Genomic DNA, 24,492 nt, shown 5'->3' on the forward strand with positions numbered 1-24,492 from the left:
TTTATATCTTGACCTCCATTAGGTTACGGGGTTCGACTATGAGGAACACCGAACTTCTGGCCCCCAAGGAGAGGGTAGACTCCCTCATACTCATAGGTGTAAGGGAGAAGGAGCAGATTGAGTTCGTCAAGGTTTACGCCCTAGGTAAGGACAGTGCGACCGAACTTCTGAGCGAGTTTTTTAACGATCAGGGCCTTCTGCCCACGGATTTTGTCGTGGTTGACCATGGCTTTGAGGACGTCTCCGAAAAGGGCATCATAAGTACCAAAACGGAGGAGGAACTCTCCGCGTATCTGGCCCGCATGGGTCTCAAACTCTTCTCAAACGGTGTTTTCTACGTGGGCGACCTGGAGAAGGTATACCAGATAACCGCCATAAGTAAGGAGCTCTACGAGAGTCTGAAGAGGAAAAAGCGCGAGGAAGTGGAGGAGAGGCCACGGGAGGTCGAGGAGAAGGAGATTGAACCGTACATAGACCTCAACGCAATCCCTCCCGGGGAGGTTCCCAAGAAGTATGTTTCTGCACTGGGCAAGCTCAACCTCAAGGAGGACACACTCATAATAAACGAAGCAGGTATAGACCTTGAAAAGGTTCTGGCATCTATAATAAAGGGGCAGGTTCTCATTCCCAGGCAGATAAGCATCGAGGATGAGATAATAGTGCGTATTTTTGACCCCGAACTCCACAGGGAGGTGCAGTCGAAGGTTGACCGCGTCCTCGTTAAGACCCCCGTAATATTCTGGGACTATTACCTCGATACAATGGAAGAGTTCGAATTCAAGAAGCAGGAGGAGTTCGTTTACACCGCCCCGATATTCCTTAAGGCGACAAGAGGATTTCTGGTACTCCTTGAGCCACCCGTGGAGCTTGTTAAAAAACTCCAGCGCCTCAAGAAGAGAGGATACGTTAAATTTTACCTCAAACACAAACAGCACAAGATACCCGTTGACTTCATAATGGTGGTTGAGACAACCAACTGGGGGCGCTACAGCACCCTCAACTTCCCGGTCACGATAAACCTCCCCCGCCTTGACGAGGATACTTGGGTAAAGCTCCTCCAAGGGGAGTTCGACGAAAAACTTCCCCTCTCCGAAGTGCGCAGACTCCCCGCGGAATACAGGACTATGGTGGCGTTTAAGAACATCAAGAAGCTCCACCAGAAGCTGAAGGAACGCCATCCAGACAGAGACGAGCTGCAGATTTTAAAAGAGGTCATAGACATTATGATTGGGGAGGAGTGATGATTGAGATTGACGGGAGCTACGGAGAGGGAGGAGGCCAAATAATAAGGACGAGTGTAGCACTCTCCGCCATAACGGGGAAATCCGTTCGCATAGTGAACATACGCGCCAACCGTCCGAACCCTGGCCTCAGGCCCCAGCACCTCCACGCGGTTCTGGCCCTGAAGGAGCTTACGGACGGGAGGGTCAAGGGCGCGAGGGTGGGATCAAAGACGCTCGAGTTCCATCCCGGTGAGCTCAGGGGCGGGAGGATAGAGGTTAACGTCGGCACAGCGGGTAGCATAAGTCTCGTTCTCCAGGCCCTTCTTCCGGCAATGGCCTTCTCCCCGGAACCCGTTGAATTCCGCATCTCCGGAGGTACGGACGTCGCGTGGTCGCCCCCGATAGACTACATGAAGCACGTAACCCTCTTCGCCCTGGAGAGGATTGGGGTTATGGTTAACCTCGAGGTGGAGCGCAGGGGGCATTATCCAAAGGGCGGGGGAGTGGTGCGTGGAAGCGTTGAGCCGTGGAAGAGAAGAAAGCCGCTCGTGGCCGAACGCTTCTCAGAGATAAAACGCATAAGCGGGATAAGCCATGCCACGAACCTCCCCTCCCACGTTGCCGAGAGACAGGCTAGGGCCGCAGAGGAGGTTCTTAGGGATTATAATGTGGAGATTGAGCTGGAGGTCTCGAAATCCCTCGGTCCCGGGAGCGGAATAGTCCTGTGGGCGGAGACGGATGCGCTCAGGCTCGGTGGTGATGCCCTCGGGAGGAGAGGCAAACCCGCGGAGGTCGTGGGAAGAGAGGCGGCCCTTGAGCTCAAGGAGGAACTTGAAGGCGGCTGTGCCGTTGATAGATTCCTTGGGGATCAGGTGATTCCCTTTATGGCCTTCTCCGGTGGCAGGATTTGCGTGAGCAAGGTTACCAACCACCTGAGGACCAACGTGTGGGTCGTGGAGCGCTTCATGGGGAGGCGTTTTGAGGTGGATGGGAAAATGGTCCGGACTTTGGAGGTATGAACCTCGCTTCATGCTCTCCTGTGTTCTTTTGAGCATTTTACGGCCATGAAAACCCTTTTAAACTTTACAAACTACAACTCCACAGATTCCCCGAAGGTGGTCTTCATGAGCATGGAAGAGAAGGTTAACGAACTGTATGAGAGGAAGGAGAAAATCACCCAGATGGGTGGCGAAAAAGCCGTCGAAAAGCAGCACGCCAAGGGAAAGCTCACCGCACGCGAAAGGATTGAGAAGCTCCTCGACCCGGGCAGCTTCGTCGAGATAGGCATGTTCGTCAAGCACCGCGGTACGGAGTTCGGCCTCGACAAGAAGGAGCTCCCGGCCGATGGAGTCATCACCGGCTACGGAACAATAGACGGGCGCTTGGTTTTCGTCTTCGCCCAGGATTTCACAGTCATGGGCGGTTCCCTCGGCGAGATGCACGCTGCCAAGATAAAGCGCGTTATGGAGCTCGCCATGGAGGCGGGGGCGCCGATAATAGGCCTCAACGATTCCGGTGGAGCGAGGATACAGGAGGGCGTTGATTCGCTCAAGGGCTACGGTGAGATATTCAAGATGAACACACTTGCCAGCGGTGTTGTGCCCCAGATAACCGTCATCATGGGGCCGTGTGCGGGTGGGGCCGTTTACAGTCCCGCCATAGGCGACTTCATAGTTATGGTGAACAACCCCTCAACCTTTATGTTCATCACCGGCCCGCAGGTCGTTAAGGCGGTAACGGGTGTGGAGGTCTCCTCCGAACAGCTCGGCGGTGGAATGGTGCACGCCCAGAAAGCGGGACAAGCCCACCTCCTTGCCTCAAGCGACGAGGAAGCCTTAGCCCTCGTGAGGAAGCTCGTGAGCTACCTCCCGCTCAACAACATGGAGAAACCCCCGCGCGTTGAGGTTAAGGACCTTCCCTTCAGGAAGAGCGACAGGCTCTACGAGATAGTTCCGGACGACCCGAACAAGGGTTACGACGTGAGGGAGGTCATCTACGAGATAGTTGACAGGGACGAGAACGGCAACCCAGACTTCCTCGAGGTTCTGCCCTACTTCGCGCCCAACGCCGTCGTTGGCTTCGCGAGAATGAACGGCCAGACGGTTGGTATCGTCGCCAACAACCCCATACACTTCGCAGGAGTCCTCGACATTGACAGCTCGGACAAGATAGCGCGCTTCGTTAGAACCTGCGACGCATTCAACATCCCCATAGTTACGCTCGTTGACGTTCCGGGCTACCTCCCCGGCGTCCAGCAGGAGTACGGGGGAATCATAAGGCACGGAGCGAAGGTTCTCTACGCCTACGCCGAGGCAACGGTTCCGATGGTCACCGTAATCCTGAGAAAGGCCTATGGAGGGGCTTACCTCGCCATGGGAAGCAAGCACCTCGGTGCTGACTTCGTGTTTGCATGGCCCACCGCGGAGATAGCCGTTATGGGGCCTGAGGGAGCCGCCAACATCATCTTCAGGAAGGAGATAGCTCAAGCTGAGAACCCGGAGGAAGTAAGACATCAGAAGATAGCAGAGTACCGCGAGCGCTTTGCTAACCCCTACGTTGCCGCATCCAGGGGCTACATTGACGATGTGATTGATCCGGCCGAAACGAGGGGCAAGATCATCATGGCCCTCGAAGCCCTCGCCAGCAAGCGCGTCAAGCTGCCCCCGAAGAAGCACGGCAACATACCGCTGTGAGGTGTGAGAGATGGTCTCAATGGGAGCCTTCATTGAAGGCCTTTACATTACCATTTTAGGTGTTACCGTGGTCTTTGGAGTCCTCATAATACTCTCCCTGGCCATGTACGGTATAGGCTGGCTGGAGAGGCGACTCGTGGAGAAGGAGACTCAAGCGGTTGAGGCCCCGTCAGTCGCTAAGGCCGTTGAGAAGCCAGCGGAAGAGGCGCCAAAGGCGAAGATAGAGCCCAAGAAACTCGCGATAATAACGGCCGCACTGCTTGCCTACACCGCTGAGAAGAACGCCCAGCTCAGGCCACTCCCCTTTAAGAAGCTTCCCTCAAGGGAGTGGGGCCTTTACAGCCTTCAGAGCCAGATGGAAGAGGTTGAGAACTTTAACTACGAACTCGGAAAGTGGTGATAAACATGCCCGGAAAGGTTAAGGTCATCGTTGATGGTGTTGAGTACGAGGTTGAGATAGAGGAACTCGGTGGAGGACGCTTTAAGGTAAGCTTCGAGGGCGAGAGCTACGAGGTCAAGGCTAAGGACCTTGGAATACCAGTTGCCCTTCCGGCCCAGCCGGCTTCCGTGCCCACGCCCACTCCAGCCCCGGCTCCAGTGCCTGCCGCGCCGATTGAGACGCCCAAGCCCGCTGCACCTGCCGCCGGTGGAAACGCGGTAACGGCCCCGATGCCCGGAAAAATCCTTAGAATCCTCGTTAAGGAGGGCGAGGAGGTCAAGACGGGCCAGGGTCTGCTCGTCCTTGAGGCAATGAAGATGGAGAACGAGATTCCCTCACCGATGGACGGCGTCGTTAAGGCAATACACGTTAGGGAAGGGGAGACGGTTGATACCGGCCAGCTCCTAATAGAACTCGGGTGATGGAAAATGGCGGGACTGGAACAGGCAGTCATTGACTTCTTCAACGGGATGGGGCTCCTCCACCTGAGCGTCGGCAACTTGGTCATGATACTCGTGGGCCTGACGCTCATCTATCTGGCCATAAGGTACGAGATGGAGCCGCTCCTGCTCCTGCCCATAGGCATCAGCGCCGTCATAGTCAACCTCCCCCTCACGGGGATTACGGAAGCGCCCCACGGCCTCTTTTACCTCATAAAGCACTACCTCATAGAGACCGAAGTGGTGCCGCTCCTCATATTCTTCGGCCTTGGAGCCATGACGGACTTCGGGCCGATGATAGCGGACCCGAAAACGGCCCTCCTTGGAGCGGCGGCCCAGATAGGCGTTTTCATCGCCATGCTCACCGCCATACTGCTCGGCTTCACGCCCCAGCAGGCGGGAAGCATAGGCATCATAGGCGGCGCCGACGGGCCGACGACGATATACCTCACCACGCGCCTTGCTCCAGAGATACTTGGAGCGACGGCGGTAGCAGCGTACTCCTACATGAGCCTCGTGCCTCTCATACAGCCTCCCGTCATCAAGGCCCTCACCACGCCGGAGGAAAGAAGGATAAGGATGGAGCAGCTCAGACCCGTTTCAAAGAGGGAGAAGGTCATCTTCCCAATAGCTGCAGCGATAATCATCACCCTCCTCGTTCCCGCAGCAAGGCCGCTCGTTGGCATGCTCATGATAGGCAACCTGTTCAAGGAGAGCGGCGTGGTTGAGAGACTCAGCAAGGCCGCCAGGGAGGAGCTCATGAACATAGTGACGATATTCCTCGGCCTTGGTGTGGGCTCCACCATGAACGCGGAGTCCTTCCTAAGGCTCCAGACCATCGAGATACTTGCCCTCGGTGTGGTGGCGTTCGCCTCAGCCACAGCCGGTGGAGTGCTCCTCGGGAAGCTCATGATGAAGCTCTCCGGCGGAAAAATCAACCCCATGATAGGAGCCGCAGGAGTTTCAGCCGTTCCAATGAGCGCAAGGGTGGTCCAGAGGCTGGCGAGCGAGGAAGACCCCGGAAACTTCATCCTCATGCACGCCATGGGGCCCAACGTTGCAGGAGTTATAGGAACGGCCGTCGCGGCCGGTGTGCTGCTCAGCGCTCTCGGCTGAGCCCTTTACTTTTTCTTTCGGGACAGATTTTTAAGGGGTGTCCCCCTACACCAGCGGGGGGAGTGGAATGAAGATTCTTCATAGGGACATGAAAAAGGGCGAGATTAAGGTCAAGGCCGAGACGCTGGACGATCTCTGGCATCTCTATCACATAGTCGAGGAAGGAGACCACGTCTACGCCAGGACCCTCCGAAAGAAGGCCCAGAGGAGTGATTCGTTGAGAGCCGAGAAGGTTGAGGTGATACCCGTTTTTCTGGGCGTTAAAGCTGAAAAGATTGACTTCCATCGCTTTGCCAACAACCTGAGGATTACGGGCCCCATCATACACTCATCGAGCGAGGAGGTTCCCCTCGGCAAGTACCACACGATAACCGTTCAGGAAGGAACGGTCATAACCATCCAAAAGCCCAAATGGAAGGGCTACCAGCTCGACCGCCTCAGGGAGGCGGAGGAGGCCTCGAAGAGGGCGAAGGTGGTCATAGTTGTCATTGATGACGGCGAGGCGGATATGGCCGTCGTGAGGGAGTACGGTGTGGAGGTAGTGACGAGCATAAGACACAACCTTGGGGGGAAGCGCTACAACACTAACCGGGAAGCGGACGAGAAGAAGTTCTTCCACGACGTGGCCAAGACGATGGAGGAAATCCTCGCGAGGGAGAAGGCCGAGCGCGTTATAGTTGCCGGCCCGGGGTTCGTTAAGGAAGACTTCCACAAGTTTTTGGGGCAGAATTACCCAGAGCTGGCGAAGAAGGTCGTCGTTGAGGACACGAGCGTCACGGGAAGGACTGGAATCTACGAGGTCATAAAGCGAGGCATTGTTGACCGCGTTTACCACGAGAACCGCGTGGCGAAAGAAGTCCAGCTCGTGGAGAAGGTGATAGCGGAGATAAGCAAAAACGGTTTGGTGGCCTACGGACTCAAAGAGGTCGAGGAGGCAGCCAACTACGGTGCCATAGAGACCCTTCTCGTCCTGGATGAGCTCCTGAGGGGCGAGATAAAGGAGAAAATCGAGAAGCTCATGGAGTACGCGAGGGCCATGAGGGCGGAGGTGGTCGTGGTGAGCTCGGAGCACGAGGGTGGAGAAAAGTTAAAGGCGATAGGCGGAATAGCAGCGCTTCTGCGCTTCAGGGTCAAGTAGTCACCCTAACGCCGTCCTTCTCCACTATTATCGTGTGCTCGAACTGGGCAACCAGCCCACCCCTTATCTCCTTGAGCACTGGATAGGGGTAGACCGCCCCGACGCGCACGAGCTGACCGAGGGCCAGCCTTATCTGGCCGTCGGAGAACTTGCCCTGAAGCCAGCGGTAGGCGAAGGGGAGCGTTCCGTACTCCTTCTTTATGTGGGCGAGAACCTTCCTCGCCTGGGGCATCCTGACCGGCCTGTCCCTGAGGTACATATAGATGAGCGTTGGCTCGGCCTCGATGACCTGACCCGCACCGGTTGTTGCGAAGGGCTCTATAGCGAAAACATCGCCCTCCTGGAGGACGTAGCTGTCGTGGGGGCGGTATATGTTGGGAACGCTTACTCCAGCGTGGAGCTTGTAGCGCTCTATCTTGTGCCCGCTGAGGTTGACGATGGGGTTGAAGCCCCTCTTACGTATGGCCTCCTCTATGGCCTTTCCAAGCTCGCTTATCTTTACTCCAGCCCTGGCCGTTGCTATGGCCGCCTCTAGGGCTTCTTTTGCCGCCAACATGAGCTCGTCCTCGTCCATGCCGACGCGGAACGTTAGGGCTGTGTCGGCTATGTAGCCATCAACGTGAACCCCGAGGTCGAGCTTGAGGTAGTCGCCCTCCCTGAGGACGCTTTCATCGCCGCGGTAGGGGGTGTAGTGGGCCGCCACCTCGTTAATTGAGAGGTTGCAGGGGAAAGCAGGCTTCCCCCCAAGTTCCACTATTCTATTCTCCACGAACTCCGCTATGTCGTAGAGCTTTGCCCCCGGTTTTATCATGGGCCTGACTTCTTCCTTTACGCGTTTCGCTATCTCGCCCGCCCTGATGAGCTTCTCCAGTGCCTCTTCCATCTCCTTCACCTCAGTATGTGCGGGCGAACCTCGCTATGAACTTGGCCTCCCTGCCGCAGTGCGGGCACTTCTTGCCCTCGATCCTCGCCGTCTCCTCGGGATAGGGGATTCCAAGCATCTTGGCGTCGAGCTCTTCTTCCATCTCCAGGCCGCAGCTCTCCTCGCCGCACCACGGGAGCTCGACTATTCCGCGCCTGTCCTCGAACACCTCTTTGGCCTCCTCTATCGTCTCGACGCGCTTGATGTGCCCCTCGAGGAACTCCCTCGCGCGCTCGTAGAGGTGGGCCATTACCTCATCCATCAGCCTCCTGACCTCATCAACGACCTTCTCGCGCTCCACCGTGACCTTCTCGAACTTGTCGCGCCTCGCTATAACGGCCTTTCCTGCCTCGACGTCCTTGGGGCCGGCCTCCACCCTCAACGGGACTCCCTTGAGCTCCCAGTCGTAGAACTTCCTTCCGGGCCTTATGCCCTCCCTGTCGTCGAGGTGGGCCCTTATTCCCGCGTTCCTCAGCTCCTCAACTATACCCCTCGCGTAGGCCACCACATCGTAGGGGGAGTCCTTCTTGGGGATTGGCACCACGACAACCTGTATAGGTGCTATGGTCGGCGGGAGAACCATTCCGCTGTCGTCGCCGTGGACAGCTATCAGAGCCGCCAAAAGACGCTCGCTCATTCCAAAGGTCGTCTGGTGGACGTACTCGTGATCCCCGGTTTCTGTCTCGTATTTGATGTCGTAGGCCCTCGCGAAGTTCTGTTTGTAGTTGTGCATCGTGCCTATCTGGAGCGTCCTGCCGTCGGGCATGACAACTTCAGCGCCAACAGAGTAATAGGCTCCCGGGAACTTGTCCCACTCGGGTCTCTTCGAGATTATGTAGGGAAGCGCGAGGAACTTTGCGAGCCTGTCGAATATCTCTATGTCTTCCCTTATCTGCCTCTCAGCATCCTCAAAGTCCCTGTGGGCTGTGTGGGCCTCAAAAAAGCGGCTTATCTCCCTAACACGGATGAGCGGCCTCGTGTGCTTTGTCTCGTAGCGGTAAACGTTCACTATTTGATAGATCTTGAAGGGCAGATCAGCGTGGTTCCTTATCCACAGGGAGAACATGGAGTACATAGCGGTTTCGCTCGTTGGCCTGAGGAGGAGTTTAATGTCGAGGGGGTTGAGGCCGGCGTGTGTGACCCAGTAAACCTCGCCCTCAAAGCCCGCTATGTGCTCCGCCTCCTTCTGGAACTCCGTCTCCGGGATTAGAGCCGGGAATAGAACCTCCTCGTGATTCGTACGCTCCATCTCATTCCTTATGAACGCCTCGATGTTGCGCATTATTCTCAGCCCGTAGGGGAGCCATATGTTCATCCCCTTTATCGGGTAGCGCTTGTCCTGTATTCCCGCGGTCTCTATAAGCTCGTTGTACCACTCACTAAACTCCCTCTGCCAGCGTTCCCTCTTAACCTTCATCCTACCACCTGAGCTTAAAAAAGGGGGAAGGGATTTAACGTTTTCGCCCTCACACCATGAAGTCAACGAGCACGTTGGAGGCCCTGCCCGAGACCTCAATACCACCCTCGCCAAAAATTATGCCTATCTCAAGCGGTCGGTAGGGAACGGCACGCCTCCTCACGAGTATGCCTATCTCATCCGGCACCGTCTGAAAGCCCACCCTAATGAGGTTCGAGTGAAGGAGGGTTAGGAAGTTCCTCTCGGAGTGCATCTCGTTCAGAAAATCCACCTGCTCGGGCGTCATGTGGGGCCTCACGTACCTGTGGAAAAAGCGCTCGAAGGCTCCAAGCCTCTGCAGGGCGGTGAGAAAAATCAGCTTGTACATGGCCTTGTTCTTCCTGCTGAAGAGCTCATCAACCCTCAGGATGGCGTCGTCGAATATCTCCACCAGGTCCATCTCCGAGACGTTCGAGAAGGCTAGGGCTATGCCGTCCGTGAAGTCGAAGGATACGTACCTCGCACCGGGGAACGTAAGGTACGCCTGGTTCCTGAAAACGATGATTTCCCTTGGTCTGAGCAGCGCGTTCCTTAGCACCTCACCCGTAAAGCGCTCAACCCTCTCAAGCATCCGCGGTTCTCCTATGAAGACGGTCTCGCTCCCCCCGATGGAGCCGGAGTAAACAGTGTCCCTACCCACATGGAACGGTATCTCCACGGCGTACGGGGGATAGCTGTACCTCGAGAGGGTTTTGAGCTCCTCAAGGGAGACCGCCACCCTGCGCTCAACGTTGCCAAAGCGCTTTATGAGGATGAGAACGGCGTGTCTTCCCCGTCCGGGGTTTATTGGGGACAGCGGGTGCTCTCTGAGCTTCAGGAACGCGTTTATTATCTCCGCCACCCTGCCCCTATCCTCCTCGCCGAAGTAGTACGCAACATCGTCCAGCAGTCTCTCCATTTTAGGCGCCATTCGTCCCACCCGAGGAATTAGGGGATCTGTGGTTTAAATCCCTACCGCTCCTAAACTTTGATGTACTTCCACTTCCCACGTTTGAAGAGCCACCAGAACATGGCCGCACTCGTGAAGGTCTCGAGCGTCATCGCAAACCACGCGGCTATAACCCCCATCCCGGGAATACTCAACGGTCCCAGCGTCAGCCCAAAGCCAAGGACGTAGGAGGGGACGAGCCTGAAGAGGAGCTTGCTGACGGCCGTCACGTACATGGGGCTCTTGGTATCGCCTGCCCCGCGGAGGGCACCGCTTAGCACGAAGAGCCACCCGAGGGGAACCTCACTTATGCCGACGATTATGAGGTATATCGCCGCCAGACGCATTATCTCGGGGTAGTTGGGGTCGCTCCGGGTGATGAAGGGCATGACGAGGTAGCGGGGGAAGACTATGAGTACAACGGCCATCACCGCCATAAAGGCCGTCACCATCTTGAGGGTCTCGTAAACGACCCTCTCCGCTTTCTCCGGGTTCCTCTCCCCCAGGCTCTGCCCCACGAGGGCCGAAGCCGCCACGTTGAACCCGAAGGCCGGCATGTAGGCGAGGCTTTCGACGCGCAGGCCCACCTGGTGGGCCGCTAAGGCAATCGTCCCAAAGCGCGTGACTATGCTGATGTATATGAAGTTGTAGAAGCTGAATATCACCCTCTCTATTGTGGCGGGGATTCCAATGCGGAGGATGCGCTTTATTGTGTGGAAGTCGGGCCTGAACGTGAGGTGGAGGCCGAGCACAAGGCGGCCGCCAAGGAATAGGAAGAGCCCGACAAGGAAGGAGATGGTTATAGCTATCCCAGAGGCGAGGGCCGCACCGACGACCTCGAGGCGGGGAAAGCCGAAGTGCCCGAAGATCAGGGCGTAGTTGAGGAATACGTTGAGCACGTTTGTTAGTACGCTGAGCTTCATGGGGGTTTTCGTGTCACCGGCACCGCGGAGGGCGGCGAAGGCCGTGAAGCTCATGAAGTTGATGGGGTAGAACAGGAAGAACGTCCTTATGTAGGAGTAGCCCAGCCGTACCACATCCTCCTCGGCCCCCATGATCCTCAGCGCGTCGTCCCCAAGGAACACTCCCACGAGGAGAACGGGAAGGCTCATGAGAAAGGCGAGGTATATGCTCTGCTCAAGGGTCTTCTCTGCCGTGTCGAGCTCCCTGGCCCCAACGAACCTCGCGACGAGGGCCAGCGTTCCCGTCGAAACGGCAAACATGAGGGGCATCATGAACCAGGAGAACTGGCCGCCCAGACCAACGCTCGCTATCGCGAGAGAGCCCAGCTGGCCCACCATTATCATGTCCACTAGGTTGACGAGCGTCCCCGTGATGTTGGCCAGTATTGCCGGCCACGCGAGCTCCCATATGCGTTTTTTCATGGGGTCCATGGGGATCACTTAGATAGTTATCTACACGGTGAAAATCCAGTGGAACTTATAAGACTTTCTGGGCTAAGGTTATTAAACTTTCACGAAAAATTAAACCGGGGTGTTAGCATGGGTGCCGAGGAGCACAGGAAAAAAGCGCCGAAAAAGTTTAAGTTTGGGGTTGTGACCGTCAGCGACACCGCCAGCAGGGGAGAGAAGGAAGACGCCAGCGGGAAGTTCATAATCGAGGCCCTCAGCGGGAACGAGCTCGTTCACTACTCAGTTGTCCCCGATGAGAAGCTCGCGATAATAGGTGCCATCTTGGACGCCTTCGAGAAGGGGGCGGATGTTGTGATAACCACTGGCGGGACGGGAATAACGAGCAGGGATGTAACCATAGAGAGTCTCTCGCCCCTTTTCGACAAGGAGATTCCCGGGTTTGGGGAGCTCTTCAGAAAGCTTAGCTTTGATGAAGTCGGGAGCGCCGCCGTCCTCACAAGGGCCACCGCAGGGGTGATAAGGAGCGGTGGAAGGGCCCTCGTGGTCTTCTGCCTGCCGGGAAGCCTCAACGCGGTGAAGACGGGCATCGGGATAATAAAGAAGGAAGCTTACCACCTCCTGAAGCACGCGAGGGAGTGAGAGCATGCGCGAGTTCAAAAAGCTCACGCCCTATAAGGAAGCCCTTGAAACGGCCCTGAGGGATCTGGAGGAGCTCCCGGGTGTGGAGGAAGTCCCCCTCGAGGAGGCCCTCGGAAGGGTTCTCGCGGAGGACGTTAGGGCCACTTACAACGTCCCGCCCTTCGACAGATCGGCCGTGGATGGGTACGCGCTCAAGGCGGAGGACACCTTCCCGGCGAGGGAGTACAATCCCGTGGAGCTCACGGTGGTGGATGAGATAACCGCGGGCATTGAGAGTAAGAGCGAGGTCACTAACGGCACCGCGGTAAAGCTCATGACGGGCAACAAGCTCCCAAAGGGGGCCAACGCGGTCGTGATGCAGGAGATGGTCAAGCGAGAGGGCGACAAAATCCACGTCCTCCGGCCCGTTGCTCCCGGCCAGAACGTGGCCTTCGCGGGTGAGGACGTTAAGGAAGGGGAGATAGTTCTCAAAAGGGGCAGGGTTTTGAGGCCGGCCGACCTGGCCATGCTCAAGGCGTTTGGAATAAAGAGGGTCAAGGTGAAGCGAAAACCAAGGGCGGGCATAATAGTCACAGGTGATGAACTCATAGAGGAGCCCGAGATGGAGGCCCTCGCCTCGGGCAAGATAGTGGAGACGAACTCCGTTATGCTGACCGCCCTCGTGAGGGAGCACTTCGGGGAGCCAGTATTCTACGGTGTAATCCCTGACGACGAGGAGGCGATAGGGAAGGCCATAGAGCGCGCCAAGATGGAGTGCGACCTCGTCCTCATCACGGGTGGCTCCGCCTTCGGGGAGAAGGACTACGCCCACCGCTTCGTTAGGCTGCTCTTCCACGGGTGCACCAACAAGCCGGGGAGGCCCATAGGCTACGGGGAGAGGGTCTTCGTCATGAGCGGCTATCCAGCGGCCGTCTTTGCGCAGTTCCACCTCTACGTCAAGTACGCCATTGCAAAGCTCGCCGGGGCGGACTACAAACCCGTCAAAGTGAAGGCGAGGCTCATGGGCAAGGTGCCGTCCTCCCTCGGGAGGCACGAGTTCGTCAAGGTCTACTACGAGGACGGGAAGGCGTGGCCCATAAGGAAGAAGGGGAGCGGAATAATAAGCGCTATCGTGGAGAGCAACGCATATCTGGAGGTTCCGGAGGACAGCGAGGGCTACCGCGAGGGCGAGGAGGTCTGGATAACGCTTCTTTAGTCTTTTTTCCTTCAGTGCTGCCCATTGTGTTATTTCCGCTTTCTCAACCTCTTCTCCAGCTCGTTGGGGGTCAAGTATTCGACTTTATCCGAACTGCCGATAATGTAGGGCTCTTTGTATTGCCGCGGCGTTTTAATAGTGTAGTGGATTATACCTAATAGCAACCCTACACAAATTACCTTCCCGCTAAGACCGCTATCCCAAAGCAAGGGAAAAGACATAATCCAAAGTAAAAACAATAGGAGAGATGATACCGGCTTTTTATTCATTGTTAAACCCTCCCAAATAGCCTTTCAACATATCCAACAACTACCGTTCCCATCCACTGAAGGACAAAGCTTTTGGTGGAGCCAGCACTAACGCTCCCGCCCAATGAGCCTTCCCCCTGATCGTCAATTCATGACTCCCCAGTTTTTCCATGCCTAAGACGTTGTTCCAGCTCCTCTTCTGTAAGATACTCAATTTCCTTTGAATCACCAAGGATATAGGGTTCTTTGGATATCCTGATAGAATGTTTAATCCATCCTTTGGAGTCTAATAGATAAATAGCAAGAACACTTAAAAATGCTGGAATCAGTCCATCAACCAAGGTTTTCCAAAAAACACTCTCAAAAAGAAATATCGAAAAGAAGATTATTACATAAGTCCTCGCCCTCATCTAATCATCCCCCTAAATACTGCTTAAGTAAATTATACGCTTCTACTATTATGCTTGTTACTGCTCCAACTTTTCCTGCTACTACCACACTCGCCCCTTCTACTAAAATGTCTGAATCCCGAAAATTAAGGAACTGTTGTAATTAAACTCAATTTACAACTAGCGTTAGTGTTTAAAAATTTTTTGTAGTAAAACCAGCACAAGTTAAAGAACCCCCAATACTTGAAGAAAACACGGTTTTATTAAAATGGTTCATGAATATAACGAAATGGCAGCTCACAAAAACAGGCGGGAGGGGGCGTTAAATGGAGTGGTGTCAGCCCTTCCCATGCTTCTCGTACCAACCCCACTCCCTTTTGGGGCCAAAGCTCCTGACACCCCTCTCAGCGAGCTGAAGGCGCAGTCTCTCAGCGAGCTCGTGGGTTATCTCGCCCCTATCCTCAAGCCAGTTTATAATCTCGAGGGCCTGCTCGTCCGTCTCACAGCGCTGGAGGTAGTCAAAAACGTTGGGGATGTACTCGTGGAGGTCAATGAGGTCTTCTTCCTCCTCATCCGTGGAGTAAGCGTCTATGACAACACCCTCCCCTTCAAGCTCCTTTGATAGGGCGGGAAAACGCTCTTCAAACTCCTTCTTGTCGTATTCCTGCCAGGGGAACTCGTCCACGGGGCGTTTTTTCTTTCTGTCCATAACGTCACCTGGAGGGAGTCTCTGATAGAGCTTATATACCTTTCCGGTGAGGGGGCAAACATGAAGGGCTCGTACATCCTCGTCATAAGACTTCCCCGCGGGGGAAGCATAAAAACAAAGGGACGCTCCTTCGAGCTTGGTGGAGGGTACTACGTCTATGTGGGCTCAGCCATGAACTCGCTGGAAAAGCGGGTCGAGAGGCACTTCCGGAAGGACAAAAAGCTTCACTGGCACATAGACTTCCTTCTCGCGGAGGCGGAGCTTCTAGGGGCGTACCTTATCCCGAGCGAGGAGAGGCTCGAAGAGAGGATTTCCCTTGAGGTGGGGAAGTATGGAGAGCCCGTACCCGATTTTGGGGCAGGGGATGTAAGTGTCAGCACGAACCTCTACAGCTTCGAGGAGGCGCCCTGGAGAACTCTTGAGCGCATGCTCGATAGGCTTGGCCTGAGGTGGAAAAGGGTTAAAAACGTGGCGGAAATTAGAGAAGTTATACGGGAATGGGAGCGGGAAAATAAGACACACTGTTTCCCAACGCCGGAGGTGTGAACCGTGAAACTCGAACTCGGTAAGGTTGAGTCTTACATTCATGAAAAGCTTGAGAAGGAAAAGCTTCATTTCGTTCTCCTTGATCCGGACGATGTGAGCCCCGAGATGGCGGGGAAGATATCCGAGGAGGCGGAGAGGATAGGTGTTGATGCGATAATGATAGGGGGCTCCACGGGCGCGGAGGGAGAGGTTCTGGATGAAGTTGTCAAGGCCATTAAAGAGTCCTCCAGTTTACCAACCATACTCTTCCCCGGCTCCCACGGTGCGGTGAGCAAGTACGCTGATGCAATCTTCTTCATGAGCCTCCTAAACTCAACGAACCCGTTCTTCATCACGGGCTCCCAGGCATTGGGGGCCTTTACGGTGAAGCGCTACGGCGTAGAGCCCATACCAATGGCCTACCTCATAATCGAGCCCGGCGAAACCGTCGGTTGGGTTGGGGATGCAAAGCCCATCCCGAGGCACAAGCCCAAGATAGCTGCCGCTTACGCGCTGGCCGGACAGTACCTCGGCATGAGGCTCGTTTACCTTGAGGCGGGTAGTGGAGCGCCCCAGCCGGTTCCCCCGGAGATGATAGCTATAGTGAAGCGCGTCATAGACGTCCCGCTGATAGTCGGTGGAGGAATAAGGACGGGAGAGCAGGCGAGAAAGGCTGTGGAGGCAGGTGCCGACATCGTGGTGACGGGAACGGCGATAGACAAGGCAAGAAGCATCGAGGAAGCCAAGAAAAAGTTGGAGGAACTCAACAGGGGAGTTAAGCTTCGGTGAAGACTTTAAAGCTTATCTTGCCACCCTTAACTATTTTGCGGAGCTCTGCAAGGAGCCTCTGGGCGTCTTCTACCCTCAGCTCCATCTTTATTTCGCTTACGCCCCTCTGGGTGGGCGGGAGGAAGTGGATGTCCTTAATTTTCCCCTTTACCTTCGAGCAGATTTTACTCAAAATTTCCCCCCTGCGCTCGTAGGGGAGTTTTATGTCGAGTTCGACAATTTCCATAGATATCACCACTCCATTCTAAAAAAGAGGCAATATATAACCTTTTTCATGAGCGGGGATTATATGCTTCTGGGAAGAATATTCCCGGCGGTTATGGGTTTTCCGTAAGGGTTATCTTTCAGCGACTCGATGTTGTTCTGGTGATACGGATGCGTGCCTTCATATCCCTTGACCTCGAGGGGCTGCCTTACATCGTCAGCAGGGAACACCTCTTCGTGAAGGGGGCCCTCTACGAGGAGGCAAGACGGATAGCGACTGAAGTCGTGAAAGTCACGGCCGAGACGCTCCATGAGCGCGGTTTTGAGGAGATAGTTGTGGCCGACAGTCACGGTCCCATGGTCAACGTGCTGCCCCGTGAGATGCCCGAGTACGTCGAGCTGGTTCGCGGGTTCCCCCGGCCCCTGAGTATGGTTGCCTTTGCCAGAGAGAGCGACGCTGCCCTCTTCCTCGGCTACCACGCGAAGGCGGGAACGAGCCATGCCACCTTTGACCACACGTACAGCGGAGCGAGCATAGACATGCTGGAGATAAACGGGATAGAGGTGAGCGAGTTCCTTTTAAACGCGTATCTCCTTGGAAGCTGGGGCATCCCCCTGATCCTCGTGGGAGGCGACAGGAAGCTCCTTGAAACAGACGTTAAAACCTTCGCTCCCTGGGCCGTCCGCGTCCCCTTCAAAGAGTCTCCCTCGCGCTATGCCGCCAAGAGCCCGGGAATGGGGAAGATACTGAATATGCTCAGGGAGGGTGTGTTGGAGGCCGTGGATAGGTTCAAGAAAGGAGAAGCAAAGCCGCTCATGACGGAGGAGCCGGTTCATGTCAGAGTCCGCTTCCTTGGAAGCCACAGTGCAGATGCCGCTGAACTTTTGCCCTTTGTGAAGCGCCTCGATGGAAAGACGATTGAGTTTCAGGTGGAGAGCATCGAAGAGGCTTACAAGGTCTTTGAGCTTTTGACCCTGGCTGCGGCGGGTGTGAGTGCGATAGTCTCGAGGTAAAGCTTAAGTCCAGAACCGCAGAGAAGGTAGTGCCCCCGGGAAACCGCGGCGGGCAAGCGGAAGGCGAGCCGTGAACCCGCTTCGCTCCCCGGGGGTACACTTCTCCAAAAGGTTTAAATTGTTATGGGATGAGTGGTATCTGCCCGGGGAGTACCTCCGAGGGAGGAGTCCATGAACCTGGGCGGGTTATTACCCCCTTTTATGCCGCATGCGAAAAGTTTAAATACCCTTCACCAGCCATGAATGTTGGACGTGCCGCGGTAGCCTAGCCTGGTATGGCGCCGGCCTGCTAAGCCGGTGGGCGTGGCCCTCCGGGGTTCAAATCCCCGCCGCGGCGCCAAACTTCTTGGGTTTATGCCGGGATAGCCTAGTGGCGAGGCGGCGGACTGCAGATCCGCTTTACGGGGGTTCAACTCCCCCTCCCGGCTCCAGCCTCTTCTAGGGAAAAGCTTTAAAATGGTCGAGGTTATTGGCTTAGTGATAATGATAATCGCTGAAAAACAAGCTGGAGGTGTGAAGATGGGAAACATAAGGCAGGGCTTCATTAAGAGAACCGCGAGGGAGCTCTTTGACCGCTATCCCAACGAGTTCACCAGGGACTTCGAGCACAACAAGAAGAAGGTCGAGGAGCTCACCAACATCACGAGCAAGACCATAAGGAACCGCGTTGCAGGTTACCTCACGAAGCTCGTCAGGATGAAGGAAGAGGGTAAGATGCTTTAAAGTCCTCTTCTAACCCTTTTTATCTCTTCCAGGAGCTCTTTCGGCAGTTTGCTCTCCAGTTCTCGAAGCACCCTCTCGAACTCTTCATCGCTCTCCTTCGCGAGGCGTGTCATGAGGTTGTTCATGTAGCTCTCTATCAGCAGGCGAACTTCCTCAAGCTCCGCCTTCATGCGCAGGTACTCATCTATGCGGCGCTCGATCTCCTCCAGGAACTCCGAGAGCTCCACCATCTTGACCTCTATTGGTTCCTGCGCCTTTATGAGCTCTCTGGCGTGCCGGTACTCCCTGGTCTCCCTGGGCACCTTGGGCTCGTAGACCTCCGTTCCAAAGGCGTGCTGTGTGAGTAAAACCTCCAGACGGAAGCCCTTCTTTATTGAGTAATACTTCCTGGGCCGTCCCCTTGGGATTTTCTCTATCCTGCCCTCTATAAGGCCCGCCTCCTCGAGTATGCGGAGGTGCTCTAAAACGGCCTTCTGACCGACCCCCAGCTCCTGAGAGAGCTCACTAACGAAATAGGGCCTTTTGGTGAGCATGAGCAGGATTCTCCGCCTCGTCTCATTTCCCAGCACATCGAGAAGTCTCCCCATCTCTCCACCGTAGGGCACTCCACCTCACCTCCTATTCTAACCTTAAGTTAAGAAAAAGGGAACTTAAATCTTTCGCTGGGTTCCGGAGGTCAGGCCTCTTCGGGGGGCACAAAAAACGGGGGGTGAAGATTGAAATCGCCGTGTTTCTCTGGTTTCATACCCACCCTAGCGTACTTTAATATCGCCCTCAGGGTCAACACATCGTCCAAGACGGCGTATTCCTTTGCGAGCTCTTCTGCGAGCTCTCTGGGGAGGCCGTTCTTTATCATCGCCCTCTTAAATGCTCTCCTGCTCCTCTTGAGGGTCCTTTTGATTCCGGCAAGCTCCCACAGGGTTCGGGGGAACAAAAGAAAAAGCCTCAAAAGGCCAATCAGCATTACAGCTCCTCCTCAAACTCCTCCTCGACCTCAATGTGCTTCTTCTTGGCGCCCATGGCCTTTCCAAACTTCTCGAGTTTCTGAAAGTCAGCTACATTCCCTAACTTTTCGAGTTTCTGGAGGTCTGCCATCTTGCTCTGCATCATCGCGGAGATTATGGTTTTGATGACGTTAACGCTGTCCATGTACTCCCTCGTCAGCTCGAAGGCCTTGTCGGGCTCCATTCCAGCCTCCACAAGCTCCTTGTAGAAGTGGGCCACGTTCCTGCCGAGCTTCTCGGCCTTGTCCGGGTCGTAAACTTCGTTTAGGAGATCCTTGATGGGGCCGAATATTGAGTCCATAATCTTCGGCAGGTGCTCGGAGACTGTCTCGAGAACCTCCTTGAGCTCCTCGGTGTCGTTACCTCCCTTCTCCTTTGGGAGTTCATCGAGGATGTCCTCGAGGGCGTCAATCTTGCGCTCTATCAGCTTTATGTCCTCCTCGCTTCTTGCCTCCTTGAGTTCCCTTGTGAGCTCCCTTATGGTCTCCTCCACGAACTTCCTTGCCCCTGCCTTACTCTCCATGGCCTCCATAACCTTCTTTCTGATCTCAGCCTCAAATTCCCTTTCGTCCATACCAATCACCTCGGGTATAACTATGGTTGCTCAAAGTTGATGGGGATTCCGATTAATTCTAACCACCTGGCGACGAGTTCCCTGCTCAGGGAGTAAGTCTTTTCCCTCGAATTCTCCTGCTCCACAACCGCACCAAGCTCCACGAGCTCCCTTAGCTTTTCTCTAACTGTGTTGCGGGAGGCTTTGCCCCTACGCGCCTTAAGCTCGCGCGTTATCTGACTGATGTTAGCCTCCTTGAGGTCGAAGAGAATCTTAATGATCTCCCTCGCGATGTAGTCCCGCTTCACCTGGGGAACCATGATGTCTATGCTCAGGTCTCCGTACTGGGCGTAAACGTTGACGAGCTTAAGGTAGTTACTGGCCAGCTGGGAGGCTATCTCAAAGCTTTTCCTGAGCTCATTCAGGGCCTTTCGAAGACTCTGAACCTCCTGCGACAGCCTCTCGATTTCTTTTTCGTCCGCCATGTCCTCCCCTAATACCTAAGTCAGCTTTTATGCTATAAAGGGGTAGTGGTCAAAACTGACCACGTAGGGAACGCCACGCTCCGAGGAGCTCCCCTCTGACAAGGAGGACGTAAACAATAACCGCTGGAATGAGGGAGTACCTCGAAAGGAAAACCAGCGCCTGCAGGGGAAGGGCAATGATGACCGGCCGGTACACAAAGGCTCTAACTCCCAATCTTGAACGTGCAAAGAGCATAACCACCCCAAAGATCAGCCCGTACCCCGCGAGAAGGCCAAGCATGGCCCCGTAGGCGCCCGTGGCCGGAACCAGAAGGAACCAGAGGAACAGCGAGAGGGCTACTCCAAAAATTGACGCCGTGGTACCCTCGGCAACGTAGCGCGTGGATGAGAGGGCCACTATAGCGGGATTGTAGGCGACGTAGAGCTCTATGGCGAGAAGCGCTATGTAAAACTCCTCCCCTATTGAGAAGCCGAAGAGGTAGGTGAGCACTTCCCTACCGAGGAGCAGGCCGGCAAAGGTTATGAGAGCTATGACCACGCCGAGGATGGCAGTGGCCTTCTCAGCCAGCAGGCGAACGTACTCGAGGTCGTTTTTACCGTAGCGATAGGCGTAGAGGGGCATTATAGCCGACTGGAGCACCTGGGGTAGGTATGTGAGCATGAAGGCGGCGCTCAGCGAGGCCGAGACTATCCCCGCCTCAACGCTCCCCGCGAGCTTCTCCGTCATGAAGTATGGCCCCTGGACGAGGAAGACCCCCGAGAGCGTGCCGAGAAAGGCTATGGAGGAGTAACCGGTGAGCAAACGGATGTCCTCCCTCCGCGGCCGCCCCAATGACCCTTGCCTCACAAGGTAAGCAATTCCAAAAACGCTTATTCCCCCGAGGAGGCCGAGGTAGGGTGAGTAAACGTTTCCCATGGTGAAGCCGAGCAGGAAGGCGAGAAATCCCACCGCAACGGAGTAGGCGTAAACCTCCCCCCTGTGGAGGCCGTAGAGGAGACTCCTCAGCGTGAGCTGGAGGGCGCGGAGGACGGCGATAAAAACCCCGTAGAAGTTCAGGGGGAGAAGGACGAGCCCGACCAGAGGAAATGAGAGGCCCACCGTCGCAATGGACTTTATCCCCCTCTCATCGCCCCTCCCGAGAAACTCAGCGCCGTACTTTCCGAGTGCGACGGCAAAGAAGCTCAGAGGGATTGCCATAAGAAAGGCCTGGCTTATAAGGGAGTTTGCACTGCCGAGGGTTTCAACACCGTAGCGCCTGGATACGATGACGCTGTATATGAAACGGCTTGCCCCAAAAAGGGCCAGCGCCACGACGCTCGCAATCGAGTGCTTTACCATGACCTTCCTTTCGTAGCTCATGGAAAAAGGAAACCACAGGGGGATTTAACCTTTGTGGAAGCCGAGGTAGAATCCCGCTATGAAGGCCCCTCCTCCGGGCAGGATAGCAAGCACCTTGTCGCTGAGGCTCAGCGCCTTACCGGCCGCCTCCTGCGTGAGGTTGAATAGTGCGTCAGTGTTTATGCTTATTACACCCTTTTGCTGGAGCCAGAAGAGGCTCAATACGTAGGCACCTATGAGGGCCAGCACGATTTGAATGAACTTCTTGAGTGCGTAGCCCGTTATGAAGCCGACCACTCCTCCAACGCCCACATCACCGGCGAGGTTGCCAAAGTTGATGTCCATTTCATCACCCCTACCGTTTTAGGCTTTTTTCTGATAAAATCTTTTCGTTAGCCTTTTATACCCGCAAAATAGTTTTCACGTTGGTGGTAGCTCATGAAGATTGTGATAGTGGGTTCCGGTACCGCCGGGAGCAACGCGGCGCTATTTGCGCGCAAAGCCGATAGAAAGGCTGAGATTACAGTTATAGGAAAGGAACCAACGATGCAGTATTCACCCTGCGCCCTGCCGCACGTCATAAGCGGCACCATTGAAAAGCCAGAGGACGTTATCGTCTTCCCCAACGGGTTCTACGAGAGGCAGAAGATAAACCTCATGCTGAACACCGAAGTTAAAGCCATAGACCGCGAGAGGAAAGTTGTAATCACGGATAAGGGCGAGGTTTCCTACGACAAGCTGATTCTAGCTGTTGGTTCAAGAGCCTTCGTCCCGCCGATTAAGGGCGTTGATAACGATGGCGTCTTCACGCTCAAGAGCCTCGACGACGTGAGGAGGATAAAGGCCTACATCGCCGAGAGGAAGCCGAAGAAGGCCGTAGTAATCGGCGCTGGACTGATAGGCCTTGAGGGAGCTGAAGCCTTCGCCAAGCTCGGCATGGAAGTCCTGGTTGTTGAACTGATGGACAGGCTCATGCCCACCATGCTCGATAAAGATACGGCGAAGCTCGTCCAGACGGAGATGGAGAAGCACGGCGTTTCCTTCCGCTTCGGGGTTGGAGTTAGCGAGATAATCGGAAGCCCCGTTGAGGCCGTTAAGGTAGGCGAAGAGGAAGTTCCAGCGGATATGGTTCTCGTTGCCACCGGCGTCAGGGCAAACACCGACCTGGCAAAAGGGGCCGGCCTCGAGGTGAACAGGGGAATAGTCGTTAACGAGCACCTCCAGACGAGCGACCCGGAGGTCTACGCGATAGGCGACTGCGCCGAAGTTGTGGATGCGGTAACCGGCGGCAGAATCCTCAGCCAGCTCGGAACCTCAGCGGTGAGAATGGCGAAGGTAGCCGCCGAGCACATAGCGGGTAAGGACGTCTCCTTCAGACCCGTCTTCAACACGGCAATAACAGAGCTCTTCGGCCTTGAAATAGGCACCTTCGGAATCACGGAGGAGAGGGCCAAAAGGGAAGGCATCGAGGTAGCGGTCGGCAAGTTCAAGGGCTCAACCAAGCCCGAATACTACCCCGGAGGAAAGCCCATAACGGTCAAGCTGGTCTTTAGAAAGGCGGACAGGAAGCTCATCGGCGGCCAGATAGTCGGCGGCGAGAGAGTCTGGGGCAGGATAATGACGCTCTCCGCTCTGGCGCAGAAGGGAGCGACGGTTGAGGACATCGTTTACCTCGAGACCGCCTACGCCCCACCGATAAGCCCCACGATTGATCCCATAAGCATAGCCGCGGAAATGGCTCTCCGGCGCCTCTGATGCTTCCATTATTTCTTTACGCAATTACATAATTCGATAATTGTGCAGGATGGAAAAGGCTTTATAGCCCACTCCCAATCCCCCAAGGGGTGTGAGTATGGAGCCAAAAGACATAGTTCTCAAGGAGAGCGAAGAGGTAGGGGGAACCCCAATCGAGGGGCCGTGGCTTGATGGTGTTTCCAGCCTTGAGGAAGTCCTTGATTATTACGAGCGCATAGGCTTCCAGGCGACCCACCTCGGAAGGGCCATCGAAATCTGGAAGAAGGTCGAGAAGAGGCGCGCCGAGGGGAAGGAGGTTAGGGTCTTTCTAGGCTACACTTCCAACATAATCTCCTCCGGCCTGCGCGAACTCATAGCGTGGCTCGTTAAGGAGGGGAAGGTGGACGTCATCGTCACTACCGCCGGAGGAATTGAAGAGGACTTCATAAAAGCCCTCAAGCCCTTCATCCTCGGAGATTGGAACGTGAACGACGCCCTGATGCGCGAGAAGGGCATCAACAGGATAGGCAACATCTTCGTGCCCAATGACAGGTATATTGAATTCGAGAAGTACATGATACCCTTCTTCGAGCGCGTTCTTGAGATGGAGCGTGAAAAGGGCAAGCCGCTGAGTGCGAGTGAGTTCATCTATGAGCTCGGAAGATACATGGACGAGAAGCTCGGGAAGGAGAAGGAGCACTCAATAATCTACTGGGCCTACAAGAGGAACGTGCCGATATTCTGCCCGGCAATAACAGACGGCTCGATAGGAGATATGCTCTATTTTTTCAAGGAGGAGAGGGGCGACAGGGAGCTGGTCATAGACATCGCCAACGACATCGTGAAGCTCAACAACTTAGCGGTTACAGCGAAGGAGACCGCCTCTATAATCCTCGGCGGTTCTCTTCCGAAGCACGCCATAATAAACGCCAACCTCTTTAGAGGCGGTACTGATTATGCAATCTACATCACCACCGCCGTTCCCTGGGACGGCTCGCTGAGCGGCGCGCCGCCGAGCGAAGGCGTCAGCTGGGGCAAGATAAGGGCCAAGGCAGACTACGTCGAGATATGGGCGGATGCAACACTGGTGTTGCCCCTGCTGGTGTGGAAGGTGATGAAGGCCTGATTTATTTTTGTCCTTTTGTAAGAACGAAATGCATGCATATTGTCCTTGCGCGAGGACAAGGTTTATAAAGATGTAACTCGAAGATAAG

28 protein-coding genes and 2 tRNA genes are annotated in these 24,492 nt (G+C 55.3%); 17 read left to right on the forward strand and 13 right to left on the reverse strand.

The window, feature by feature from the left end; all coding sequences use genetic code 11:
- The first annotated feature begins 38 nt into the window (after positions 1-38).
- From PFER_RS02535 to PFER_RS02565, 7 genes are all read left to right on the forward strand, one after another.
- On the forward strand, positions 39-1,241 hold the full coding sequence (locus tag PFER_RS02535) for a hypothetical protein (protein ID WP_048148445.1): 1,203 nt from the start codon (positions 39-41) through the stop codon (positions 1,239-1,241).
- Positions 1,241-2,242: an RNA 3'-terminal phosphate cyclase gene (gene rtcA / locus PFER_RS02540; protein ID WP_048148447.1), complete on the forward strand. Its 1,002-nt coding sequence runs from the start codon at positions 1,241-1,243 to the stop codon at positions 2,240-2,242. Before PFER_RS02535 ends, rtcA begins: the two co-directional genes overlap by 1 nt.
- A gap of 105 nt (positions 2,243-2,347) precedes the next feature.
- Positions 2,348-3,916 carry an acyl-CoA carboxylase subunit beta gene (locus PFER_RS02545; RefSeq protein ID WP_048148450.1) on the forward strand — a complete coding sequence of 523 codons (1,569 nt, stop codon included), beginning with the start codon at positions 2,348-2,350 and terminating at the stop codon, positions 3,914-3,916.
- A gap of 10 nt (positions 3,917-3,926) precedes the next feature.
- Complete coding sequence (locus PFER_RS02550) at positions 3,927-4,316, forward strand: OadG family protein (RefSeq protein ID WP_048148453.1); 390 nt, start codon at positions 3,927-3,929, stop codon at positions 4,314-4,316.
- Positions 4,317-4,321: 5 nt separating this feature from the next.
- Positions 4,322-4,777: an acetyl-CoA carboxylase biotin carboxyl carrier protein subunit gene (locus tag PFER_RS02555; protein WP_048148455.1), complete on the forward strand. Its 456-nt coding sequence runs from the start codon at positions 4,322-4,324 to the stop codon at positions 4,775-4,777.
- Positions 4,778-4,783: 6 nt separating this feature from the next.
- A complete protein-coding gene (locus tag PFER_RS02560; protein ID WP_048148457.1) occupies positions 4,784-5,911 on the forward strand; it encodes a sodium ion-translocating decarboxylase subunit beta in 1,128 nt (375 codons plus the stop codon).
- A 67-nt stretch (positions 5,912-5,978) separates the two neighbouring features.
- A complete protein-coding gene (locus PFER_RS02565; protein ID WP_048148459.1) occupies positions 5,979-7,049 on the forward strand; it encodes an mRNA surveillance protein pelota in 1,071 nt (356 codons plus the stop codon).
- Here the strand turns inward: PFER_RS02565 and map are convergent.
- From map to PFER_RS02585, 4 genes are read right to left on the reverse strand one after another with little or no spacing between them, the layout of a single operon-like run.
- Positions 7,042-7,932 (reverse strand): type II methionyl aminopeptidase, encoded by an 891-nt coding sequence (map, locus tag PFER_RS02570; protein ID WP_048148460.1) that lies wholly within the window; start codon positions 7,930-7,932, stop codon positions 7,042-7,044. The two genes, PFER_RS02565 and map, sit on opposite strands and share 8 nt — an antisense overlap.
- Before the next feature lie 10 nt (positions 7,933-7,942).
- Positions 7,943-9,388, reverse strand: coding sequence for a proline--tRNA ligase (proS, locus tag PFER_RS02575; RefSeq protein WP_048148462.1), 1,446 nt, complete (start codon positions 9,386-9,388; stop codon positions 7,943-7,945).
- 49 nt (positions 9,389-9,437) lie between these two features.
- Complete coding sequence (locus tag PFER_RS02580) at positions 9,438-10,337, reverse strand: hypothetical protein (RefSeq protein ID WP_048148464.1); 900 nt, start codon at positions 10,335-10,337, stop codon at positions 9,438-9,440.
- Positions 10,338-10,387: 50 nt separating this feature from the next.
- Positions 10,388-11,749 carry an MATE family efflux transporter gene (locus tag PFER_RS02585; protein ID WP_048148466.1) on the reverse strand — a complete coding sequence of 454 codons (1,362 nt, stop codon included), beginning with the start codon at positions 11,747-11,749 and terminating at the stop codon, positions 10,388-10,390.
- Positions 11,750-11,857: 108 nt separating this feature from the next.
- On the opposite strand from PFER_RS02585, the gene PFER_RS02590 reads away from it, so the two are divergent.
- Positions 11,858-12,367 (forward strand): MogA/MoaB family molybdenum cofactor biosynthesis protein, encoded by a 510-nt coding sequence (locus tag PFER_RS02590; protein ID WP_048148468.1) that lies wholly within the window; start codon positions 11,858-11,860, stop codon positions 12,365-12,367.
- Positions 12,368-12,371: 4 nt separating this feature from the next.
- Entirely contained in the window at positions 12,372-13,562 is a 1,191-nt protein-coding gene (locus PFER_RS02595; RefSeq protein ID WP_048148471.1) for a molybdopterin molybdotransferase MoeA, read from the forward strand.
- A gap of 397 nt (positions 13,563-13,959) precedes the next feature.
- Here PFER_RS02595 and PFER_RS02605 read toward each other — a convergent pair whose 3' ends face one another.
- Both PFER_RS02605 and PFER_RS02610 read right to left on the reverse strand, forming a co-directional pair.
- On the reverse strand, positions 13,960-14,220 hold the full coding sequence (locus PFER_RS02605; RefSeq protein ID WP_048148475.1) for a hypothetical protein: 261 nt from the start codon (positions 14,218-14,220) through the stop codon (positions 13,960-13,962).
- A 316-nt stretch (positions 14,221-14,536) separates the two neighbouring features.
- On the reverse strand, positions 14,537-14,908 hold the full coding sequence (locus PFER_RS02610) for a DUF2095 family protein (RefSeq protein ID WP_048148479.1): 372 nt from the start codon (positions 14,906-14,908) through the stop codon (positions 14,537-14,539).
- A gap of 60 nt (positions 14,909-14,968) precedes the next feature.
- On the opposite strand from PFER_RS02610, the gene PFER_RS02615 reads away from it, so the two are divergent.
- Both PFER_RS02615 and PFER_RS02620 read left to right on the forward strand, forming a co-directional pair.
- Positions 14,969-15,454 carry a GIY-YIG nuclease family protein gene (locus tag PFER_RS02615; protein WP_048148481.1) on the forward strand — a complete coding sequence of 162 codons (486 nt, stop codon included), beginning with the start codon at positions 14,969-14,971 and terminating at the stop codon, positions 15,452-15,454.
- 3 nt (positions 15,455-15,457) lie between these two features.
- Positions 15,458-16,222: a geranylgeranylglyceryl/heptaprenylglyceryl phosphate synthase gene (locus PFER_RS02620; protein WP_048148483.1), complete on the forward strand. Its 765-nt coding sequence runs from the start codon at positions 15,458-15,460 to the stop codon at positions 16,220-16,222.
- On the opposite strand, the gene PFER_RS02625 is transcribed toward PFER_RS02620, so the two are convergent.
- Positions 16,209-16,448 carry a hypothetical protein gene (locus PFER_RS02625; protein ID WP_048148486.1) on the reverse strand — a complete coding sequence of 80 codons (240 nt, stop codon included), beginning with the start codon at positions 16,446-16,448 and terminating at the stop codon, positions 16,209-16,211. The two genes, PFER_RS02620 and PFER_RS02625, sit on opposite strands and share 14 nt — an antisense overlap.
- 149 nt (positions 16,449-16,597) lie before the next feature.
- On the opposite strand from PFER_RS02625, the gene PFER_RS02630 reads away from it, so the two are divergent.
- From PFER_RS02630 to PFER_RS02645, 4 genes are all read left to right on the forward strand, one after another.
- The gene (locus PFER_RS02630; protein ID WP_048148488.1) at positions 16,598-17,440 is read left to right on the forward strand and encodes a M55 family metallopeptidase; all 843 of its coding nucleotides are present in this window, start codon (positions 16,598-16,600) and stop codon (positions 17,438-17,440) included.
- Between the two features lie 254 nt (positions 17,441-17,694).
- Positions 17,695-17,780 (forward strand) — tRNA-Ser (locus PFER_RS02635).
- Positions 17,781-17,796: 16 nt separating this feature from the next.
- A tRNA-Cys gene (locus PFER_RS02640) sits at positions 17,797-17,871 on the forward strand.
- Between the two features lie 88 nt (positions 17,872-17,959).
- Positions 17,960-18,163: a 30S ribosomal protein S17e gene (locus PFER_RS02645; RefSeq protein WP_048148569.1), complete on the forward strand. Its 204-nt coding sequence runs from the start codon at positions 17,960-17,962 to the stop codon at positions 18,161-18,163.
- On the opposite strand, the gene PFER_RS02650 is transcribed toward PFER_RS02645, so the two are convergent.
- From PFER_RS02650 to PFER_RS02675, 6 genes are all read right to left on the reverse strand, one after another.
- A complete protein-coding gene (locus PFER_RS02650; RefSeq protein ID WP_048148571.1) occupies positions 18,160-18,750 on the reverse strand; it encodes an ArsR/SmtB family transcription factor in 591 nt (196 codons plus the stop codon). The two genes, PFER_RS02645 and PFER_RS02650, sit on opposite strands and share 4 nt — an antisense overlap.
- An 89-nt stretch (positions 18,751-18,839) precedes the next feature.
- Positions 18,840-19,127, reverse strand: coding sequence for a hypothetical protein (locus PFER_RS02655; protein ID WP_084593889.1), 288 nt, complete (start codon positions 19,125-19,127; stop codon positions 18,840-18,842).
- Positions 19,127-19,741, reverse strand: a complete 615-nt coding sequence (locus PFER_RS02660; protein ID WP_048148490.1) for a hypothetical protein — start codon at positions 19,739-19,741, stop codon at positions 19,127-19,129. The genes PFER_RS02655 and PFER_RS02660 overlap by 1 nt, the downstream gene beginning before the upstream one ends.
- A gap of 20 nt (positions 19,742-19,761) precedes the next feature.
- Positions 19,762-20,205: a BlaI/MecI/CopY family transcriptional regulator gene (locus tag PFER_RS02665; RefSeq protein WP_048148492.1), complete on the reverse strand. Its 444-nt coding sequence runs from the start codon at positions 20,203-20,205 to the stop codon at positions 19,762-19,764.
- Between the two features lie 49 nt (positions 20,206-20,254).
- On the reverse strand, positions 20,255-21,565 hold the full coding sequence (locus PFER_RS02670; protein WP_048148494.1) for a lipopolysaccharide biosynthesis protein: 1,311 nt from the start codon (positions 21,563-21,565) through the stop codon (positions 20,255-20,257).
- Positions 21,566-21,589: 24 nt separating this feature from the next.
- Positions 21,590-21,889 carry an FUN14 domain-containing protein gene (locus PFER_RS02675; protein WP_048148497.1) on the reverse strand — a complete coding sequence of 100 codons (300 nt, stop codon included), beginning with the start codon at positions 21,887-21,889 and terminating at the stop codon, positions 21,590-21,592.
- 93 nt (positions 21,890-21,982) lie between these two features.
- Here PFER_RS02675 and PFER_RS02680 point away from each other — a divergent pair, with 93 nt between their 5' ends.
- Both PFER_RS02680 and PFER_RS02685 read left to right on the forward strand, forming a co-directional pair.
- On the forward strand, positions 21,983-23,299 hold the full coding sequence (locus tag PFER_RS02680) for an NAD(P)/FAD-dependent oxidoreductase (protein WP_048148500.1): 1,317 nt from the start codon (positions 21,983-21,985) through the stop codon (positions 23,297-23,299).
- A 97-nt stretch (positions 23,300-23,396) separates the two neighbouring features.
- Entirely contained in the window at positions 23,397-24,404 is a 1,008-nt protein-coding gene (locus tag PFER_RS02685; RefSeq protein WP_048148502.1) for a deoxyhypusine synthase, read from the forward strand.
- The last annotated feature ends 88 nt before the right edge of the window (positions 24,405-24,492 follow it).

The organism is Palaeococcus ferrophilus DSM 13482, assembly GCF_000966265.1.
GTDB classification, from domain to species: Archaea; Methanobacteriota_B; Thermococci; order Thermococcales; family Thermococcaceae; genus Palaeococcus; species Palaeococcus ferrophilus.

What these genes read in the sequence shown, in the direction of transcription:
- PFER_RS02590 (WP_048148468.1), top strand. Translation starts at nt 11,858, where the DNA reads ATGGGTGCCGAGGAGCACAGGAAAAAAGCGCCGAAAAAGTTTAAGTTT.
- PFER_RS02665 (WP_048148492.1), bottom strand. Translation starts at nt 20,205, where the DNA reads ATGGCGGACGAAAAAGAAATCGAGAGGCTGTCGCAGGAGGTTCAGAGT.
- PFER_RS02610 (WP_048148479.1), bottom strand. Translation starts at nt 14,908, where the DNA reads ATGGACAGAAAGAAAAAACGCCCCGTGGACGAGTTCCCCTGGCAGGAA.
- PFER_RS02650 (WP_048148571.1), bottom strand. Translation starts at nt 18,750, where the DNA reads ATGGGGAGACTTCTCGATGTGCTGGGAAATGAGACGAGGCGGAGAATC.
- PFER_RS02680 (WP_048148500.1), top strand. Translation starts at nt 21,983, where the DNA reads ATGAAGATTGTGATAGTGGGTTCCGGTACCGCCGGGAGCAACGCGGCG.
- rtcA (WP_048148447.1), top strand. Translation starts at nt 1,241, where the DNA reads ATGATTGAGATTGACGGGAGCTACGGAGAGGGAGGAGGCCAAATAATA.
- PFER_RS02625 (WP_048148486.1), bottom strand. Translation starts at nt 16,448, where the DNA reads ATGGAAATTGTCGAACTCGACATAAAACTCCCCTACGAGCGCAGGGGG.
- map (WP_048148460.1), bottom strand. Translation starts at nt 7,932, where the DNA reads ATGGAAGAGGCACTGGAGAAGCTCATCAGGGCGGGCGAGATAGCGAAA.
- PFER_RS02670 (WP_048148494.1), bottom strand. Translation starts at nt 21,565, where the DNA reads ATGAGCTACGAAAGGAAGGTCATGGTAAAGCACTCGATTGCGAGCGTC.
- PFER_RS02580 (WP_048148464.1), bottom strand. Translation starts at nt 10,337, where the DNA reads ATGGCGCCTAAAATGGAGAGACTGCTGGACGATGTTGCGTACTACTTC.
- PFER_RS02555 (WP_048148455.1), top strand. Translation starts at nt 4,322, where the DNA reads ATGCCCGGAAAGGTTAAGGTCATCGTTGATGGTGTTGAGTACGAGGTT.
- PFER_RS02595 (WP_048148471.1), top strand. Translation starts at nt 12,372, where the DNA reads ATGCGCGAGTTCAAAAAGCTCACGCCCTATAAGGAAGCCCTTGAAACG.
- proS (WP_048148462.1), bottom strand. Translation starts at nt 9,388, where the DNA reads ATGAAGGTTAAGAGGGAACGCTGGCAGAGGGAGTTTAGTGAGTGGTAC.
- PFER_RS02630 (WP_048148488.1), top strand. Translation starts at nt 16,598, where the DNA reads ATGCGTGCCTTCATATCCCTTGACCTCGAGGGGCTGCCTTACATCGTC.
- PFER_RS02660 (WP_048148490.1), bottom strand. Translation starts at nt 19,741, where the DNA reads ATGGACGAAAGGGAATTTGAGGCTGAGATCAGAAAGAAGGTTATGGAG.
- PFER_RS02685 (WP_048148502.1), top strand. Translation starts at nt 23,397, where the DNA reads ATGGAGCCAAAAGACATAGTTCTCAAGGAGAGCGAAGAGGTAGGGGGA.
- PFER_RS02565 (WP_048148459.1), top strand. Translation starts at nt 5,979, where the DNA reads ATGAAGATTCTTCATAGGGACATGAAAAAGGGCGAGATTAAGGTCAAG.
- PFER_RS02550 (WP_048148453.1), top strand. Translation starts at nt 3,927, where the DNA reads ATGGTCTCAATGGGAGCCTTCATTGAAGGCCTTTACATTACCATTTTA.
- PFER_RS02560 (WP_048148457.1), top strand. Translation starts at nt 4,784, where the DNA reads ATGGCGGGACTGGAACAGGCAGTCATTGACTTCTTCAACGGGATGGGG.
- PFER_RS02615 (WP_048148481.1), top strand. Translation starts at nt 14,969, where the DNA reads ATGAAGGGCTCGTACATCCTCGTCATAAGACTTCCCCGCGGGGGAAGC.
- PFER_RS02675 (WP_048148497.1), bottom strand. Translation starts at nt 21,889, where the DNA reads ATGGACATCAACTTTGGCAACCTCGCCGGTGATGTGGGCGTTGGAGGA.
- PFER_RS02645 (WP_048148569.1), top strand. Translation starts at nt 17,960, where the DNA reads ATGGGAAACATAAGGCAGGGCTTCATTAAGAGAACCGCGAGGGAGCTC.
- PFER_RS02585 (WP_048148466.1), bottom strand. Translation starts at nt 11,749, where the DNA reads ATGGACCCCATGAAAAAACGCATATGGGAGCTCGCGTGGCCGGCAATA.
- PFER_RS02605 (WP_048148475.1), bottom strand. Translation starts at nt 14,220, where the DNA reads ATGAGGGCGAGGACTTATGTAATAATCTTCTTTTCGATATTTCTTTTT.
- PFER_RS02535 (WP_048148445.1), top strand. Translation starts at nt 39, where the DNA reads ATGAGGAACACCGAACTTCTGGCCCCCAAGGAGAGGGTAGACTCCCTC.
- PFER_RS02655 (WP_084593889.1), bottom strand. Translation starts at nt 19,127, where the DNA reads ATGCTGATTGGCCTTTTGAGGCTTTTTCTTTTGTTCCCCCGAACCCTG.
- PFER_RS02545 (WP_048148450.1), top strand. Translation starts at nt 2,348, where the DNA reads ATGAGCATGGAAGAGAAGGTTAACGAACTGTATGAGAGGAAGGAGAAA.